Below are 15,776 nucleotides of genomic sequence, written 5' to 3'. Positions count from 1 at the left end.
CGCCGGAGCCGCCTGGGACTCCGGAGCCGCCTGGGGCGCCCAGAACGCCAAGAGTGCCGGAATCGCCGGGGGAGCCGGAGCCGCCCGGGGCGCCAGGAACGCCAAGGGCGCCCCAGGCGCCGGAGGCGATGCCTCGTCGTCGGACGGGGTCACGACATCGCGCACCCCGGACCTCGCACCGGACCTGCCCTACGACCCCTACGCGCCCTTCGACTACGACGCCCCGTACGGCCTGCAAGACCGGGACGACGACGCCGGTCACCAGCCCTACGACTTCCTGCCCGCGGACCCGGCTCCCGGCTCCGACAGCCGCTGACGGGGGCGGGACCGCCTCAGCCGTCCGACCCCAGCAGCCCCCGCAGCTCCTCCGGCAGGAGCTTCGTACAGGACTTCTCGGCCTGATTCGTGAGGGCGTCGTTCGTGCACGTGTAGTAGTCGCTGTAGACGAGCTGCGCCGTGAAGGACGCGGCGACCAGGGCGATCGCCAGGGACGCCGTGACCAGGCCGCTGACCGCGGCGGTCGTCTGGGGGCGGCCCGGCTGCTCGGGCGCCGGAGAGTCGGGGTCGGACCTGCGGGGCTTGGCGCGCAGCGCGCTGATGCCCCAGTAGAGGGCGAGCGCGCCGAGCAGCAGCGCCACGTACGGCCAGCTGAACAGGGCGAAGAAGAAGGCCCACATGCCCGACAGCAGGGCATAGCGCGCACGGCGCTGTGAGGGGTCCGTCGGGTCCCAGCGCAGGTTCGGGCCGCCCTGCTGGGGGCCGCCCTGGCCCTCGGAGCCGCCGCGGGGGTGCTCGCCGAAGCCGTCGGGGGAGCGGCCGGGCTGCTGGTCGCTCCACTGACTGCCCCACGGCGCACGGTCGCGCTCGTCGCCGTCCTGGGAGTCGTCGCCCGACGGGCGGCGCGGCTGCCAGGGCCGGTCCGGGGTGCCCTCGGGCGGCGGGGCGAAGGGGTTGTCCTCCTGGGAGCCGCGCCCTCGCTCGTCGCCGCCGGAGCCGTCCGACGGCGCGTCGGGCGGTGAGCTGGGGCGCTCCCGCAGCAGCACGGCGCCGCGCTCCCCTCCCTGCGCCGACAGCGGGGGGAACGTGAGGAGTCGCAGGCTGCGGTCCGGCATCAAGTGAGCGTCTTCCCGTTGGTGAGTAGGACGGTGAGTGGGACTGGGGGATCAGGACTGGACGAACCGGGGTCGGTGCGGCGTCGGGACCGGCTCCGTCACCCTCCTGAACGCACCACACCCGGACGGCGTTCCCGAACCGGCTCCGCCCAGACGCTACCTTCCGGCCACGCCCCCGTCCCGTGGGGGCCGTCCGGTGTGCCGGTATCGTTGCTGACGGTCGGCCGGTTCGTAGGCTTCCCCGTATCCGGGGGCCCGAAGCATTCGTATGAATGTACAAACGCCACAGTCCGGCCGCCCGGACAGACGCTCCCCCGAGAAAGGCCCCCACCGTGGCCGCCAAGCCCGTGGCCCCGCGCGCCAAGCGCCTCGTCGTGCTGGTCTCCGGATCCGGCACCAACCTGCAGGCGCTCCTCGACGAGATCGCCGCCACCGGTGCGCAGGCGTACGGGGCCGAGATCGTGGCCGTCGGCGCCGACCGCGAGGGCATCGAGGGGCTGGCCCGCGCCGAGCGCGCCGGGCTGCCGACCTTCGTCAGCAAGGTCAAGGACCACGGGAGCCGCGAGGAGTGGGACACCGCCCTCGCCGAGGCCGTCGCCGCCTTCGAGCCCGACCTCGTCGTCTCCGCCGGCTTCATGAAGATCGTCGGCAAGGAGTTCCTCGCGCGGTTCGGCGGGCGGTTCGTCAACACGCACCCCGCCCTGCTGCCCAGTTTCCCGGGGGCCCACGGCGTGCGGGACGCGCTCGCGTACGGCGCCAAGGTCACCGGCTGCACCGTCCACTTCGTCGACGACGGCGTCGACACCGGGCCGATCATCGCGCAGGGCGTGGTCGAGGTCCGGGACGAGGACGACGAGAGCGCTCTGCACGAGCGCATCAAGGACGTCGAGCGAAGGCTGCTCGTCGAGGTCGTGGGGCGGCTCGCCCGCAACGGCTATCGCATTGAGGGACGAAAGGTAGTTATCCAGTGACCGCCGAGAGCAACAAGCGGCCCCTTCGCCGGGCGCTCGTCAGCGTCTACGACAAGACCGGGCTCGAGGACCTCGCGCGTGGGCTCCACGAGGCCGGGGTCGAGCTCGTCTCCACCGGCTCCACGGCCGCGAAGATCGCCGCTGCCGGCGTCCCCGTCACCAAGGTCGAGGAGCTCACCGGCTTCCCCGAGTGCCTGGACGGCCGCGTCAAGACCCTGCACCCCCGGGTCCACGCCGGCATCCTCGCCGACCTGCGCCTCGAGGACCACCAGCGGCAGCTCGCCGAGCTGGGCGTCGAGCCGTTCGACCTGGTCGTCGTCAACCTCTACCCGTTCCGCGAGACCGTCGCCTCAGGTGCCTCGCCCGACGAGTGCGTGGAGCAGATCGACATCGGCGGGCCGTCGATGGTCCGCGCCGCCGCCAAGAACCACCCCTCCGTCGCGGTCGTCACCAGCCCGGCCCGCTACGCCGACGTCCTGTCCGCCGTGCACGGCGGCGGCTTCGACCTCGCCACCCGCAAGCGGCTCGCCGCCGAGGCCTTCCAGCACACGGCCGCCTACGACGTCGCCGTCGCCTCCTGGTTCGCCTCCTCCTACGCGCCCGTCGACGAGTCGCGGTTCCCCGACTTCCTCGGCGCCACCTGGGAGCGCGAGCACACCCTGCGCTACGGCGAGAACCCGCACCAGCCGGCCGCGCTCTACGTCTCCCCGGAGGGCGGCGGCCTCGCCCAGGCCGAGCAGCTCCACGGCAAGGAGATGTCGTACAACAACTACACGGACACGGACGCCGCCCGCCGTGCCGCGTACGACCACGCCGAGCCGTGCGTCGCGATCATCAAGCACGCCAACCCCTGCGGTATCGCGGTCGCCGCGGACGTCGCCGAGGCGCACCGCAAGGCGCACGCCTGTGACCCGCTGTCGGCGTTCGGCGGCGTGATCGCGGTCAACCGCCCGGTCAGCAAGGAGATGGCCGAGCAGGTCGCCGAGATCTTCACCGAGGTCATCGTCGCGCCCGGCTACGAGGAGGGGGCCCTGGAGGCCCTCACCAAGAAGAAGAACATCCGTGTGCTGCGCTGTGCCGACGGCCCCGCCGCCCCCGTCGAGGTCAAGCCGATCGACGGCGGTGCGCTGCTCCAGGTCACGGACCGGCTCCAGGCCGACGGCGACGACCCGGCCGGCTGGACCCTGGCGACGGGCGAGGCGCTGAGCGCCGACGAGCTGGCCGAGCTGGCCTTCGCCTGGAAGGCCTGCCGCGCGGTGAAGTCCAACGCGATCCTGCTCGCCAAGGACGGTGCCTCGGTGGGCGTCGGTATGGGCCAGGTCAACCGTGTCGACTCCTGCAAGCTCGCGGTGGAGCGGGCCGGGGAGGAGCGGGCCGCGGGCTCGTACGTCGCGTCGGACGCGTTCTTCCCGTTCCCCGACAACATCGACGTCCTGGGCGCCGCGGGCGTCAAGGCCATCGTCCAGCCCGGCGGATCGGTCCGCGACGAACTGGTCGTGGAGGCCGCACAGAAGGCCGGCATCACGATGTACTTCACGGGGACGCGGCACTTCTTCCACTGACGGACACCTCACCCGGGCGGCACCGCTGCGGATCGACACCTGCGTCGAACCGTGCGGCGTCGCCCGGGTGTTGGGTCCCCCCTCGGCGTCCACGGCGAGGGCCTCGGCCCTCTGGAACTTCTCGGGGTGCCCAGCTCCGGGCAGCCTCTCAGCAGACCTGGACCCCGTCGATCATGTTGTCCCAGGGGGTGTTCGCGAGGGAGTCCTCCGTGTGGTACGCGTGGCTGTCGAACTTGTAGACCCAGGGACTTGAGCCCCCCTCCCAGTTGTAGAACTTGGCCCTCGTGCCGGAGCTCTGGTTGTTCTTGTACGAGGTGAGGCGGTTGTCGAAGTTGTAGTCGCCCAGGTCGCGGAACTCACACTTGTAGAACGACAGCTTGTCGCCGCTCCAGTTGGCGCCCGCCCACAGACACAGATTGGTGTATTTACAGCTGCTGTCGGCCGCCGCGCCGGGCGAGGTCAGCGTGATGCTCGCGCTGCCGTCCGTGGTCCGGATCTCGTTGTAACTCACCTGCTGGGCAGGGACCTTGAGGTTCGCCAGGCGGGCGTCCACCCGGTCCTGCAGCTGGGCCGCCTGCCGGGCCGAGAGCCCCGCAGCGCCTGCCTCGGCCGCGTACACCGACTCGGCCGACGGTGCGGCCTGGTCCGCTGCGACCGCGGCGCCGCTGCCGACGCCGATCGCCAGCGCCATCCCTGACAACAGGGCCATCGTGCGCTTCGTGGTCTTGGTCATGGGCTTCATGCGCTTCCCCCTTCAACTCGTGGTCGTGACACAGATGAGTTTCGAGGGGCACTCGCGGGAGCGGTACCTGAATAGTTTCAGGTACCTGTGCACCGATCCGCCGGCCAGGCCTCCTCGGGAGGGTTTCAGCCGAACAGCGAAAGGATCGTCCACAGCGTCGACTTGGTCGAGCAGCTGTCCACCAGCCGGTGCGACCGCGGTGCGGCCTCGCCCGCCACGTTGCCCATGGAGTTCACGGTCGAGCAGCCGCTGCGCTGAGCCATACGGCGGCGGTCGGCACCGGCGGGCTCGAAGTCCGCCCCGCGGAAGTAGGTCACATCGTGGTTCTTCCGCTCGTCCGCGACGTTGTTGAAGATCGAGCGGACCGGAGCACTGGCCGCCCATGTGCAGGTCTCGTCGCCCGAATGCCAGTCGGCGTCGTCGCCGCGCCAACTGCACAGGTCGCCGTTGCCGTTGTACTCGCTGAAGAAGCAGACGCTGTCCTCGGGGCACCGGTGGTAGCCGTAGACCAGTTGGCCGTCAGGCCCTCTGGACGCCGACTCCGTGGGCAGGGCCGCGTACACCGGCACTCCGTCGTCCTGGTTCACGTACAGATACCCCGCCCCCAGCGTCCCGGTCGTCGCCAGCAGCACTGTGGCCAGGGCCGACGTCAGTACGGGGTGCCGCTGCCAGAAGCGGGGGCGCAGGCGCGGCAGGCGGGCCGAGCGGGCGACGCCCGCCGCCTCCTCCACGCGACGCAGGAGCGCGGCCGTGTCGTGCGTGACGCGTTCCCGGTGCTTCGGGGCCAGACAGTCCCGCACTATCGCCCGCCACGCGTCGGGCAGATCGGGAGACAGCCGCAGTTCCTCCGCGCCCCGCGCGTAGCGCATCGCCGCGTCCGCGCGAGCCTCCGTGCTGCTGCCCGGCAAGGGGTGGGAGCCCGTGAGGACCACGTGGGCGAGGACGCCGAAGGACCAGACGTCGGCGGACGGACGGATCTGCGTGCCTCGCTCGTCGATCTCGGCCCAGAACAGTTCCGGTGGGGTGTAGTCGGGGGTGGCGAAAACGGGCGCGTACGCGTGTGTGCCTTCCAGTTCGGCAGCCAGGTTGAAGTCGGCCAGCCGTACCGAACCGTCTTTCATCAGCAGGACGTTGGCGGGCTTCAGATCGCCGTGCACCCAGCCCGCGTGGTGCAGTTGGTGCAGGCCCTCGCAGATCTGGGCCAGCAGCACGGGGCCCGCCTCGGGCGTCGGGTCGTTCTCCAGTGCGGCGTCGAGGGAGCCCTCGGCGTGTTCCAGGACGAGGACGGTGGCGCCGTCGAGTTCGGGGTGGTCCGGGTCGTCCACGGTCAGGGTCTCGTACATCCGGATCAGGCGTGGTGCGCGCAACCGCTCCAGCAACTCCACTTCCCGCTTGGCCAGTTCGCGCAGATGGCGCAGTTGGCGCGGGGTGCGGGTGCCCGTCGGCAGGAACTTCAGGGCGGCCCGGCGGGGCAGGGCCGGATCCGCCTCGCCGGTCGCCCTGCCCGTGTACACGGTCGCGAAGGCACCCGACGCCAGAGGCTCCCGTACCTCCCAGTGCCCCACGCGGTAGCCCTGCGGTACGGGGACCGTGTGCGACTGCTGTCCGGTCATGGGGCCGCCTCGCTCGATGCCGCGGTCGGCACGACGATGACTCTGAGCACGGACCCGCCCCTCCCCCGATCCATGAGGGCAACCCTCACCCGGCCACGAAGGGCAGAGTAAGGGTCGTTCCAGACAGACGACGAAGCTTTGCCCGCGGCACGGCGCGTCCGCGAGACGGGACCTTAGCCGTCCACCTCGTACTGCCCCACCTCGATGAAGTACCGCAGCTCTTCCGGCGTCCCGTCGATGACTTCCTGCGCCGCGGCCCACAGCGCGTCGCTGATGGTCGGGTCGGCGAGGATGCGGGCGACACGGACGCGGTCGTCCTCGGCCCGGGCGAGGCGGTAGCCGGTCTCCAGGAAGGCGCGAAGGGCCTCCGGGGTGTTGGCGTCGAGGGCCTCGTTGGCCTCCCTGATGACCCCCCTGTCGGTCTTCGGGTCGGCGGACGCGAGGATGCGGGCGATGGCGACGCCGTCGTCCTCGGCCTGGGCTGTCCAACGGCCCGTCTCCAGGAAGTACCGCTGGTCCTCGATGGTGCCGTCCATGGCCCGCTGCGCGGCGGCGTACACGGCCTTGCCGGTGCTCGGGTCGGCGATGATGCGCATGATCGCGACTCGGACGTCGTCGTCGGACATCTCGTCGACACTCGAACCAGCCGCGTCGGTCACGGACGCCACGGCGGCGGACGGCGGAACGGACTCGGCGGCGAAGGCCGGGCCGGTCAGCAGGAGCGCCGGGGCCAGGGCGGCGGTTGCCACGAGGGTCAGGGCGGTACTTATCGGTCTCACGTGTGAACCTCTCTTGAACCTGAATACGTCATGTGCCGGTGTGTGTATCTTTCCTGAGCCCGTGAGCCCGCGCCGGAGATCACCGCAATATCCAAGTCCCGCAGGTCAAACATGTCGTGCAGGTGCCTGAGCAGAGACGGGATCGGCGTACGGCCGGCCGGTCATCGGGCCACCTCGCCGGCCGCGGCGGCCAGCACCACCAGGTCGTCCTCGCGGACCAGGTCGAAGCGGAGCGCGAGCGAGACCAGCGACTCCTTCTTGCCGTTGACGCGCAGGCCGGGCTCGGCGGTGTCAGGGCGCAGCCGGAGTTTGAGGGCCAGGTAGTCGATGTTCCAGTAGACGGAGGAGCGGCTGACGGCCGGCCAGACCGGACGTAATCGCTCCACCAACTGTTCCACCGCCGGAAGCGACGCGTGCGGTTCCCCGCGCAGCCGCGGCTCGCACAGGGCGGCCAGCACCGCGAAATACCTGCTGGTGCGGTCCAGAGCGAACGCCGGTGCCGTGGCGGCGCCGGGGAGTCCCCGGCGGTCGACGCTGCGGAAGGCGTGGCGTGGTGCCCAGACGTCGAAGGCGAGCAGGTCTCCGGCGGCGGGCAGGACCACTCGCGAGAACTCGAACGGTACCGGGGCCTCCATACGGCCCGGCGCGATCTTGAGGTGCTCGCCCGCGCCCTCCGGGTTCTCCACCACGTAGGTCTGGTCCTCGCTGAGGTTGCTCAGCAGCCAGAAGGACCGGTGTGCCGTGATCTCCCCGGCGACCCGGGGCACCCCTTCGTGGTCGATGGTGAGTCCGCCGTCCGTCCCGGCCCTGCCGAACGTCAGCCTTTCGCCCGCGGCGATCCTGACCTGCCCGTCCGGCGCGCTGCCGCACTTCGGTGGTACGACGATGAGGCTGTACATGGAGTCGTCCCCCTCCTCCTATGACGCCAGGGGGCGCAGCCAGCCCCCAGTCCGACGAGGGGCAGGCTATGGGACGTTTTCGGACGAGTGCGAAGCATCGCGCCTGATACAGCGTGTTCCGTGAAGGGTTGGTGAGAGAAGACGGCACCGGCGCAGCGGCCTCCGGACCGGGACGACGGCGGCACCTCAGAACTCTCAGGGTCACTTCTTCCCGGGCGGGCTGTACTCCTTGAGGTAGTGCGCGACGCGGCCGGCGTAGGTGCGAGTGTCCGGGGGAACGCCGCCCGCGTCGTTCACCGTCTTGTACGACGTCCGGTACGCGGCGGCGACCAGCACCCGCCTCTCGCCCCGCAGTCCGGGCTCCAGGCGCGGGGCGATCCAGCACAGGTAGCGGCCCATCGCCGGGATGGACTCGGCGGGCGGGAAAGGGGGCCGGGGGACGGCCTCGCCGGGAGTGCCGTCCTCGTTCATCCACCAGCGCAGGACGCGCGGGGTCCAGCGGGCGATGCCGTACTCGTCGTTGGCGGGGTCGGAGAGGTCCGGGTCGAAGTCGCTCTCCACCTTCAGCATGGCGGCGATCAGGGCCGGGGTGACGTCCTTCTGGTCGCAGTCGTGCGCCGTCTCCACGATCAGCAGCCGGTAGGCGGGCGGGATGCCCCGGTCGGTGCGCAGGTCGGAGGCGCCGTACGCGGCGGCCGAGACGTTCGCGGTGGCGCCGGAGCCACCGCCGCCGGGGGTGCCGTCGGCCCAGACGCTGACGCCGTAGGCAAGGGCAGAGAGGGCGCCCACGGCCACGGCCACGGCCGCCGCGACGGACGTACGGCCCACGCGGCGGCGGGCCGGGCGCAGCCGGGGCAGCCGGAAGGGACGGTGAACCGTCCCGGCGGCAGCCGCCCGGACGCGGCGCAGTAGTGCCCCGCCGGTGATGCGGTCCTGGTACGACCGGGTCAGACAGGCGCGCACGATCTCCCGCCAGTCGTCGGCCAGTTCGGGCGACAGGCGCAGCTCGTCGGTGCCGCGGGCGTAGGCCGCTGCCGCGTCGCGGCGGGCCGTCGGGGTCGCGCCGGGCAGCGGGAAGGAGTCGGTGAGGACCAGGTGGGCGAGCACGCCGAAGGCCCACACGTCGGCCGACGGGCGGATGCGGCGGCCCCGTTCGCCGATCTCGGTCCACAGGAGCTCGGGCGGCGTGTAGTCGGGGGTCGAGAAGGCCGGGGTGTAGGCGTGGGTGCCCTCCAGCTCGGCCGCCATGTTGAAGTCGGCCAGCCGGACCGAACCGTCCTCCATCAGCAGCACGTTGGCCGGTTTCAGGTCGCCGTGCACCCAGCCGGCGTCGTGCAACTGGGCCAGCCCCTCGCAGATCTGCGCGAGCAGCGCGGAACCCGCCTCGGGCCGGGGCGTCGCCGTGAGCAGGGCCGACAGGGACCCCTTGGCCTGCTCCAGGACGAGGACGGTGGCGCCGTCCAGCTCCGGGCGGCCCGGGTCGTCGACGGTCAGCGTCTCGTACATCCGCACCAGCCGCGGGTGTTTCAGCCGCCGGTACAGCGCGACCTCCCGATCGATCAGCTCGCGCAGGTGGGTGAGGCGGCGGGGCGTGGCCGTACCGGTGGGCAGGAACTTCAGGGCGGCGGTCCGGGGCAGTTCCGCGCTCTCGCCGATGCGCCGGGCGGCGTACACACTGCCGAAGGCGCCGGTCGCGATCGGCTCGCGCACCTCCCAGGCGCCGACCCGGTAGCCCTTCGGCACGGGCACCGCATAGGCCTCGTTCACCGGGTCACCCGGCCCGACGGGGCGGCCAGGACGACCAGGTCGTCCTCCCGGACCAGGTCGAAGCGGAGCGCGAGGGAGACCAGGGACTCCTTCTTGCCGTTGAGCCGCGGGCCCGTGTCCGCGCTGTCCGGTCCCGGTTTGAGGCGCAGCTTCACGGCGAGGTAGTCGATGTTCCACTGCACGGCCGTGCGGGACGCGGCAGGCCAGGCGGGTCGCAGGCGCTCGGCGACCTGGTCGACGGTGGGCAGCGGGGCGTGCGGGGTGCCGCGCAGGCGCGGTTCGCACAGGGCCGCCAGGACCGCGAAGTAGCGCTTGGTGCGGTCGACCGAGAAGGCCGGCGCGGTCGTGGCGCCGTCGAGACCGCCCGCGCCGCTGAGGTAGTCGTGGCGCGGCGCCCACACCTCCAGCGCCAGCAGATCGCCCGCGGCGGGCAGCACGATCCGCGAGAACTCGAAGGGGACCGGCGCGTCCAGCCGCCCCGGCGCCACCTTGACGTGTTCGCCCGCGCCCTCCGGGTTCTCCACCACGTAGGTCTGCTCGCGGCTGAGGTTGCTCAGGATCCAGAAGGCGCCCTGCGCGGTGATCTCACCGGCCCGGCGGGAGACCCCGTCGTGGGGGATGGGCAGGTCGTTGTGGTGCGCGGACCGGCCGAAGGTGAGGCGTTCGCCGGGCGCGAGTCTGACTTGGGTGCGGTTTCGCTCGTCCTCCGTGGTCGGCGGAGGTACCACGATGATGCTGTACAAGGTGCTCTCCCCGTGCCTGAACAGCTACCACCGTCAGACTAGGGCGACGCACCAGGGCCGTGCCCCCCTCGTACGGGTGAGACACGGCCCTTGGGTGTGATTGGCGTGAACTGGTCCGGTCGACCGGGCCCGTTCAGTACTTGGGGCGGTTGAACCAGGCCTTGCCGTTGGCGTTGCCGACGAACACCGCGACCAGGACGGCCAGGATGGTGTGCACCAGGCCGATGATGACGAACGGGTAGATGCCCAGGACGGCCGTGATGATGGCGAAGACCAGGATGGTGATCCGGGCGCTGTTGCCGCCGGACTTGAACTTCGTCGCCAGGATCGCCCCGAACACGAGCCAGGCCAGGCCGAACACGACGTAGCCCCAGATCACGCCGGTCGACTGGCCGACCAGGTCCTGGAAGGCGGTGTTGTCCTGGAGGGACTCGTCGTCCTTCGCGGCGTTGAGGGCCGCGGCGGCGAAGGCCATGAGGGCCACGCCGACGACCTGCAGACCGACGATCACCCACATCATCGCGCGGGCCGCGCTCACCGAGCCCGCCATCGTGGTCGGCGCGGCGGGGCCGGCGCCGTAGGGGGACACCGGAGGGGCCTGCGGGTAGCCGTAGCCGGGCGCCTGGCCCTGCTGCTGCGGGTAGCCGTAGCCCGGCTGCTGCGGCTGCTGCGGCTGTCCCTGGGGGGCGCCGTAGGGATTGTTCGGGTCGCCGTAGCTCATGGCTGACTTTCCTCCGTTGTTCCGAGTGCGGGGACGACGCGCGGCATCGCACGGAGGAGAAGTACTTCGTATTGCGACCGTCCCCCCGTTGAACTGCCCGCGGCACTTGTCATGTCATCGTTCTGCACCGGTGACGGGCTTGTCCAGCCGCATTCCCGATGTGTTGTGCAAGTGCAACATCACTGATCATGGGCGGATACGGGAGGAGGGGCCCTCGGTGCCCGGATTGTGGCCGGATTGGAACCGTGGGCGGGTCATCCGCGAGGATGGGGTCATGACCGCCCAGATTCTCGATGGCAAGGCCACCGCAGCCGCGATCAAGTCCGATCTGACCGCCCGCGTGGCGGCGCTGAAGGAGAAGGGCGTCACGCCCGGCCTCGGCACGATCCTGGTCGGGGACGACCCCGGCAGCCAGAAGTACGTCGCGGGCAAGCACCGCGACTGCGCGCAGGTCGGGATCGCCTCGATCCAGCGCGAGCTGCCCGCGACGGCCACGCAGGAGGAGATCGAGGCGGCCGTCCGCGAACTGAACGAGGACCCGGCCTGCACCGGGTACATCGTGCAACTGCCGCTCCCCAAGGGCATCGACGAGAACCGCATCCTGGAACTGATGGACCCGGACAAGGACGCGGACGGACTCCACCCCATGAACCTCGGCCGCCTGGTCCTGAACGAGCCGGCCCCGCTGCCCTGCACCCCGAACGGCGTGCTGACCCTGCTGCGCCGCTACGGCGTGGAGATCAAGGGCGCGGAGGTCGTGGTGGTCGGCCGTGGCGTGACCATCGGCCGGCCGATGCCGCTGCTGCTGACGCGGCGCAGCGAGAACGCGACGGTGACCCAGTGCCACACCGGTACGCGTGATCTGTCGGCGCACCTCAAGAACGCGGACATCATCGTCGCCGCGGCCGGTTCCGCCCATCTGATCCGCGCCGAGGACGTCAAGCCGGGCGCGGCCGTCCTCGACGTCGGCGTCTCCCGCAGCGCCGAGGGCAAGATCGTGGGCGACGTCCACCCCGACGTGGCCGAGGTCGCCGGCTGGATCTCCCCGAACCCTGGCGGAGTCGGCCCGATGACCCGTGCCCAGCTGCTCGTCAACGTGGTCGAGGCGGCGGAGCGCAGTGTCGGCTGAGCGGAGCGCGCGGAGCGCGGCGGGCGGCGGGAGCGTGGAGAGCCCCCGGGCCGGTCTGAGCGCGGAGGGTGCCGAGGACGGGCGGGGCGTCGAGGACGGGCAGGCCGACCCGAGCGCTCCGGTCGAGCCGGACGGGCCGGACGAGCCGGAGGCGGGCGAAGACGACCTCACCGTCCGGGATCCGGTCAGTGCGCCCGACGCCGAGGGGCGGGCGCGGCGGGTCACCCGGCGGTTCCCGCTGTTCACCAAGGACACCGCGCGGCCCGAGGGCGGTGGCCGGGCCGTGTCCGGGGGCGCGCCCGCGCCGGTGCGGCAGTGGCCCGTTCTCGCCGTACTGGGGCTTGTGGGGCTCGGGCTGCTGGTGACCGCCTTCGACCAGTTCCGGCTCGGGACGCTGCTGATCGGCGTCGCCCTGCTGGGCAGTGGCGTGATGCGCTGGCTGCTGCCGGACGTCGGCATGCTCGCCGTCCGCTCCCGCTTCACGGACATCGTCACGTACGGCGTGCTGGGCCTGGTGATCGTCCTGCTGGCGCTGATGGCACAGCCGGAGCCGTGGCTGCAGATCCCGTTCCTGAAGGACACGCTGCACTTCACGGTCACCAGCGGATGACCGGACGGCGGTCCGTCCTCTCCCCCGAGGAAGGACGGGCCGCCGCCACGGACAACCCTCCTGCACGGCGAACGGCCTGTTCAACGGCTGTCAGAGCGCTGTGGCACGGAAGTGACGGTTCCGGTACTTCCTCTGGCGGATTACGCACGAAGTGGTGCGACAACGGGGTTGGCGTGGACAATCAGGACGGTCCAGGGTGTATCGCGCGCGGTCTCCATGCTTCTGTGCGCCCCCAGTCAGGGAACTGAGATCCTGAGTGTGCGCATCCCTGTGGGTAACCAGAACGGGGACTCGGCCAAGGCCGCCAACGCGCGGGGCGAACAGCGCGGGAAATATCAGCACGACCGGGGGGAAGAGGGGGGAAGCAATGCCTCGTTGGAGGGCCTTGCCGGATGAGCTCGATCCACAGATCAGGGAGTTCACCAGCCAGCTGCGCAGACTCGTGGACCGCAGTGGTCTGAGCATCGCGTCGGTGGCGGACCGCACGGGCTACAGCAAGACGTCGTGGGAGCGTTATCTGAACGGCCGGCTGCTCGCGCCCAAGGGCGCGATCGTGGCTCTGGCCGAGGTGACCGGGACCAACCCGTTGCACCTGACCACCATGTGGGAGCTGGCCGAGCGCGCCTGGAGCCGCTCGGAGATGCGGCACGACATGACGATGGAGGCCATCCGGATCTCCCAGGCGCGTGCCGCGCTCGGGGAGTTCGGCGGGCAGGACTTCGGCGACCCTTCGGCCGGCTCCAAGAGCGGCGGTACGACGGCCTCCGGCGGCAAGTCCGCTTCGGGCAAGTCGGCGTCCGGGGCTGACGACAAGCCCGCCCGCAGGAGCGGCAGTGCCACGGTCACGCCGGGTATCGCGGGGCCGGCCGGAGTGGCTCCGACCGTGCCGCCGCAGCCGACGGCGCCCGAGGTCCAGGACTCCTCCACCAGCGGTGTGCGGGAGGACGGCGGCCGGGACGGTGCGACCGGGGTCAACTCGTGGGGCATCGCCGGGTACCAGGGTCCGTCGCCGTCGGGCGGCCGCACCGCCGGCACCGGCACCGGCAGTGGCATCGGGTCCCGGCCCGGTGCGGGTGGCGGCACTCCCGCCGGGGTGCCCGACGGGCCCGCGCGGACGCCGGGTGCGGGCGCGGGCTCGTACGACCGGTCGCCGCGGGACGGTGCCCCGGGCCGGGCGAGGGGCTCCGCCAGGGGTTCCGCGAGGGGTTCCGCCGGGGGCAAGCGGCGGACCGCGACGTTCCTCGCGGGTGTCGTGGGCGTACTCGTGGTGATCGCCGGCGCGTTCTATCTCACCGGTGGCGGTGGCGACGACGAGGCCAAGGGCAGTACCAAGTCGCCCACGCCGAGCGCCACCACGAACCCGGACCTGCCGCCCGGGGTGAAGTGCAGCGGCGACAGTTGCACCGGCAAGGACGCGGAGAGCATGGGGTGCAGTGGTGACCTGGTGACCACGGCGCAGACCGCGACCGTCGGCAACACCGTCGTGGAGGTCCGCTACAGCGAGACCTGCAAGGCGGCCTGGGGTCGTGTCACCCAGGCGGCACAGGGTGACGAGGTCCAGATCAGCGCGGGCAAGGCGAAGCAGACCGGAAGCATCACCGTGGCCGGCGACGCGATCGCGTACACCCCGATGGTGGCGGTGAAGAACGCCGCCGACGCCAAGGCCTGCGCGACCCTGGCATCGGGTCAGCAGGGCTGCACGGAGTAGGCCGGCGGGGCCGTCCGAACTAATTTCGGAGACGGAGGAATGGCCGGGGGAATCGGGGGCACGCGAACCGTACCCCCACGGGAGTCCGGCACAGTCGGTTCCCCCCGGCGGCCGCCTCAGTCCCCCTCTCCCGGACGGGCGGCCGCCTTTTGCATGGGCGCCGGGTGGGTTGTGGGCTGGGCCACACCGACCCGGCCGTGCGAGATACCGGATGCGCGATAGCCTGACCGCTGGTGGATCTCTTGACGCCAAGAGATCGATCAGACGTCCGGGGCAGGGACCGCCCCACCGCCAGCTGTCATACGGAGAACGCCATGACCCGCACTCCCGTGAACGTCACCGTCACCGGCGCGGCCGGCCAGATCGGTTACGCCCTGCTCTTCCGCATCGCCTCCGGTCAGCTGCTCGGCCCGGACGTGCCGGTCAAGCTGCGCCTCCTCGAGATCACCCCGGCGCTCAAGGCCGCCGAGGGCACGGCCATGGAGCTGGACGACTGCGCGTTCCCGCTCCTGCAGGGCATCGAGATCTCGGACGACCCGAACGTCGCCTTCGACGGCGCCAACGTCGCGCTGCTCGTCGGCGCCCGCCCCCGCACCAAGGGCATGGAGCGCGGTGACCTCCTCGAGGCCAACGGCGGCATCTTCAAGCCGCAGGGCCAGGCCATCAACGCCCACGCCGCGGACGACATCAAGGTCCTGGTCGTCGGCAACCCGGCCAACACCAACGCCCTGATCGCCCAGGCCGCCGCCCCGGACGTACCGGCCGAGCGCTTCACCGCGATGACCCGCCTCGACCACAACCGCGCGCTGACCCAGCTCGCGAAGAAGACGGGCTCGACGGTCGCCGACATCAAGCGTCTGACGATCTGGGGCAACCACTCCGCCACGCAGTACCCGGACATCTTCCACGCCACGGTCGCCGGCAAGAACGCCGCCGAGGTCGTGAACGACGAGAAGTGGCTGGCCGAGGACTTCATCCCGACCGTCGCCAAGCGCGGCGCCGCCATCATCGAGGCCCGTGGCGCCTCGTCGGCCGCCTCCGCCGCGAACGCCGCCATCGACCACGTCCACTCGTGGGTCAACGGCACCGCCGACGGCGACTGGGTCTCCATGGGCATCCCGTCGGACGGTTCGTACGGCGTGCCGGAGGGGCTCATCTCCTCCTTCCCCGTCACCACCAAGGACGGCAAGTACGACATCGTCCAGGGCCTGGACATCAACGAGTTCTCCCGCGCCCGGATCGACGCCTCCGTCAAGGAGCTCGAGGAGGAGCGCGAGGCGGTCCGCGGCCTCGGCCTCATCTGAGTCGTCCGAGTCCTCTGACCGGATCCTCTCCGCGCAGGCCCCACACCGGTTTCGACCGGTGCGGGGCCTGTCGGCTTTCCCGGGTCGTAGTCTTCGCGCTGGGAAAGGAGCCCGCG

The 15,776-nt window shown here is 71.4% G+C and carries 14 protein-coding genes and 1 pseudogene; 7 read left to right on the top strand and 8 right to left on the bottom strand.

Annotated elements, in window-relative coordinates:
- Positions 1-316, top strand: a pseudogene (locus ACFTZL_RS25680) (hypothetical protein); the annotation flags it as partial.
- A gap of 16 nt (positions 317-332) precedes the next feature.
- On the opposite strand, the gene ACFTZL_RS25675 reads toward ACFTZL_RS25680, so the two are convergent.
- A complete protein-coding gene (locus ACFTZL_RS25675; protein WP_382587210.1) occupies positions 333-1,112 on the bottom strand; it encodes a hypothetical protein in 780 nt (259 codons plus the stop codon).
- A gap of 332 nt (positions 1,113-1,444) precedes the next feature.
- On the opposite strand from ACFTZL_RS25675, the gene purN reads away from it, so the two are divergent.
- Positions 1,445-2,083 carry a phosphoribosylglycinamide formyltransferase gene (gene purN / locus ACFTZL_RS25670; protein ID WP_382587207.1) on the top strand — a complete coding sequence of 213 codons (639 nt, stop codon included), beginning with the start codon at positions 1,445-1,447 and terminating at the stop codon, positions 2,081-2,083.
- Positions 2,080-3,645, top strand: a complete 1,566-nt coding sequence (gene purH, locus ACFTZL_RS25665; RefSeq protein ID WP_382587204.1) for a bifunctional phosphoribosylaminoimidazolecarboxamide formyltransferase/IMP cyclohydrolase — start codon at positions 2,080-2,082, stop codon at positions 3,643-3,645. The genes purN and purH overlap by 4 nt, the downstream gene beginning before the upstream one ends.
- A 148-nt stretch (positions 3,646-3,793) precedes the next feature.
- Here purH and ACFTZL_RS25660 read toward each other — a convergent pair whose 3' ends face one another.
- The 7 genes from ACFTZL_RS25660 to ACFTZL_RS25630 all read right to left on the bottom strand — a co-directional run bounded on the left by ACFTZL_RS25660 (position 3,794) and on the right by ACFTZL_RS25630 (position 10,909).
- A complete protein-coding gene (locus tag ACFTZL_RS25660; RefSeq protein WP_382587201.1) occupies positions 3,794-4,387 on the bottom strand; it encodes a peptidase inhibitor family I36 protein in 594 nt (197 codons plus the stop codon).
- A 125-nt stretch (positions 4,388-4,512) separates the two neighbouring features.
- Positions 4,513-6,000 carry a protein kinase gene (locus ACFTZL_RS25655; protein WP_382587199.1) on the bottom strand — a complete coding sequence of 496 codons (1,488 nt, stop codon included), beginning with the start codon at positions 5,998-6,000 and terminating at the stop codon, positions 4,513-4,515.
- Positions 6,001-6,173: 173 nt separating this feature from the next.
- Entirely contained in the window at positions 6,174-6,779 is a 606-nt protein-coding gene (locus ACFTZL_RS25650; protein WP_382587196.1) for an ALF repeat-containing protein, read from the bottom strand.
- Between the two features lie 161 nt (positions 6,780-6,940).
- A complete protein-coding gene (locus tag ACFTZL_RS25645; protein WP_382587193.1) occupies positions 6,941-7,678 on the bottom strand; it encodes an FHA domain-containing protein in 738 nt (245 codons plus the stop codon).
- 201 nt (positions 7,679-7,879) lie between these two features.
- The gene (locus ACFTZL_RS25640) at positions 7,880-9,445 is read right to left on the bottom strand and encodes a protein kinase (protein WP_382587191.1); all 1,566 of its coding nucleotides are present in this window, start codon (positions 9,443-9,445) and stop codon (positions 7,880-7,882) included.
- Entirely contained in the window at positions 9,442-10,188 is a 747-nt protein-coding gene (locus tag ACFTZL_RS25635) for an FHA domain-containing protein (protein WP_382587188.1), read from the bottom strand. The genes ACFTZL_RS25640 and ACFTZL_RS25635 overlap by 4 nt, the downstream gene beginning before the upstream one ends.
- Before the next feature lie 133 nt (positions 10,189-10,321).
- Positions 10,322-10,909, bottom strand: coding sequence for a hypothetical protein (locus ACFTZL_RS25630; protein WP_382587185.1), 588 nt, complete (start codon positions 10,907-10,909; stop codon positions 10,322-10,324).
- Positions 10,910-11,183: 274 nt separating this feature from the next.
- Here ACFTZL_RS25630 and ACFTZL_RS25625 point away from each other — a divergent pair, with 274 nt between their 5' ends.
- The 4 genes from ACFTZL_RS25625 (at position 11,184) to ACFTZL_RS25610 (ending at position 15,660) form a co-directional block, all read left to right on the top strand.
- Positions 11,184-12,038, top strand: coding sequence for a bifunctional methylenetetrahydrofolate dehydrogenase/methenyltetrahydrofolate cyclohydrolase (locus ACFTZL_RS25625; protein WP_382587182.1), 855 nt, complete (start codon positions 11,184-11,186; stop codon positions 12,036-12,038).
- Between the two features lie 34 nt (positions 12,039-12,072).
- Positions 12,073-12,648, top strand: coding sequence for a DUF3017 domain-containing protein (locus tag ACFTZL_RS25620; RefSeq protein ID WP_382587180.1), 576 nt, complete (start codon positions 12,073-12,075; stop codon positions 12,646-12,648).
- Between the two features lie 385 nt (positions 12,649-13,033).
- Entirely contained in the window at positions 13,034-14,356 is a 1,323-nt protein-coding gene (locus ACFTZL_RS25615) for a DUF2690 domain-containing protein (protein WP_382587177.1), read from the top strand.
- 314 nt (positions 14,357-14,670) lie between these two features.
- On the top strand, positions 14,671-15,660 hold the full coding sequence (locus ACFTZL_RS25610) for a malate dehydrogenase (RefSeq protein WP_261683108.1): 990 nt from the start codon (positions 14,671-14,673) through the stop codon (positions 15,658-15,660).
- The last annotated feature ends 116 nt before the right edge of the window (positions 15,661-15,776 follow it).

The sequence above is a fragment of the Streptomyces sp. NPDC056948 genome (assembly GCF_042674225.1).
GTDB lineage: Bacteria > Actinomycetota > Actinomycetes > Streptomycetales > Streptomycetaceae > Streptomyces > Streptomyces purpurascens.
The sequence above is the reverse complement of the archived record's forward strand: the minus strand, read 5'-3'. Positions and strand labels throughout refer to the sequence as shown.

Excerpts from the sequence above, each read along its gene's own strand:
- ACFTZL_RS25675 (WP_382587210.1), bottom strand. The coding sequence starts at position 1,112 with ATGCCGGACCGCAGCCTGCGACTCCTCACGTTCCCCCCGCTGTCGGCG.
- ACFTZL_RS25660 (WP_382587201.1), bottom strand. The coding sequence starts at position 4,387 with ATGAAGCCCATGACCAAGACCACGAAGCGCACGATGGCCCTGTTGTCA.
- ACFTZL_RS25655 (WP_382587199.1), bottom strand. The coding sequence starts at position 6,000 with ATGACCGGACAGCAGTCGCACACGGTCCCCGTACCGCAGGGCTACCGC.
- ACFTZL_RS25645 (WP_382587193.1), bottom strand. The coding sequence starts at position 7,678 with ATGTACAGCCTCATCGTCGTACCACCGAAGTGCGGCAGCGCGCCGGAC.
- ACFTZL_RS25630 (WP_382587185.1), bottom strand. The coding sequence starts at position 10,909 with ATGAGCTACGGCGACCCGAACAATCCCTACGGCGCCCCCCAGGGACAG.
- ACFTZL_RS25625 (WP_382587182.1), top strand. The coding sequence starts at position 11,184 with ATGACCGCCCAGATTCTCGATGGCAAGGCCACCGCAGCCGCGATCAAG.
- ACFTZL_RS25610 (WP_261683108.1), top strand. The coding sequence starts at position 14,671 with ATGACCCGCACTCCCGTGAACGTCACCGTCACCGGCGCGGCCGGCCAG.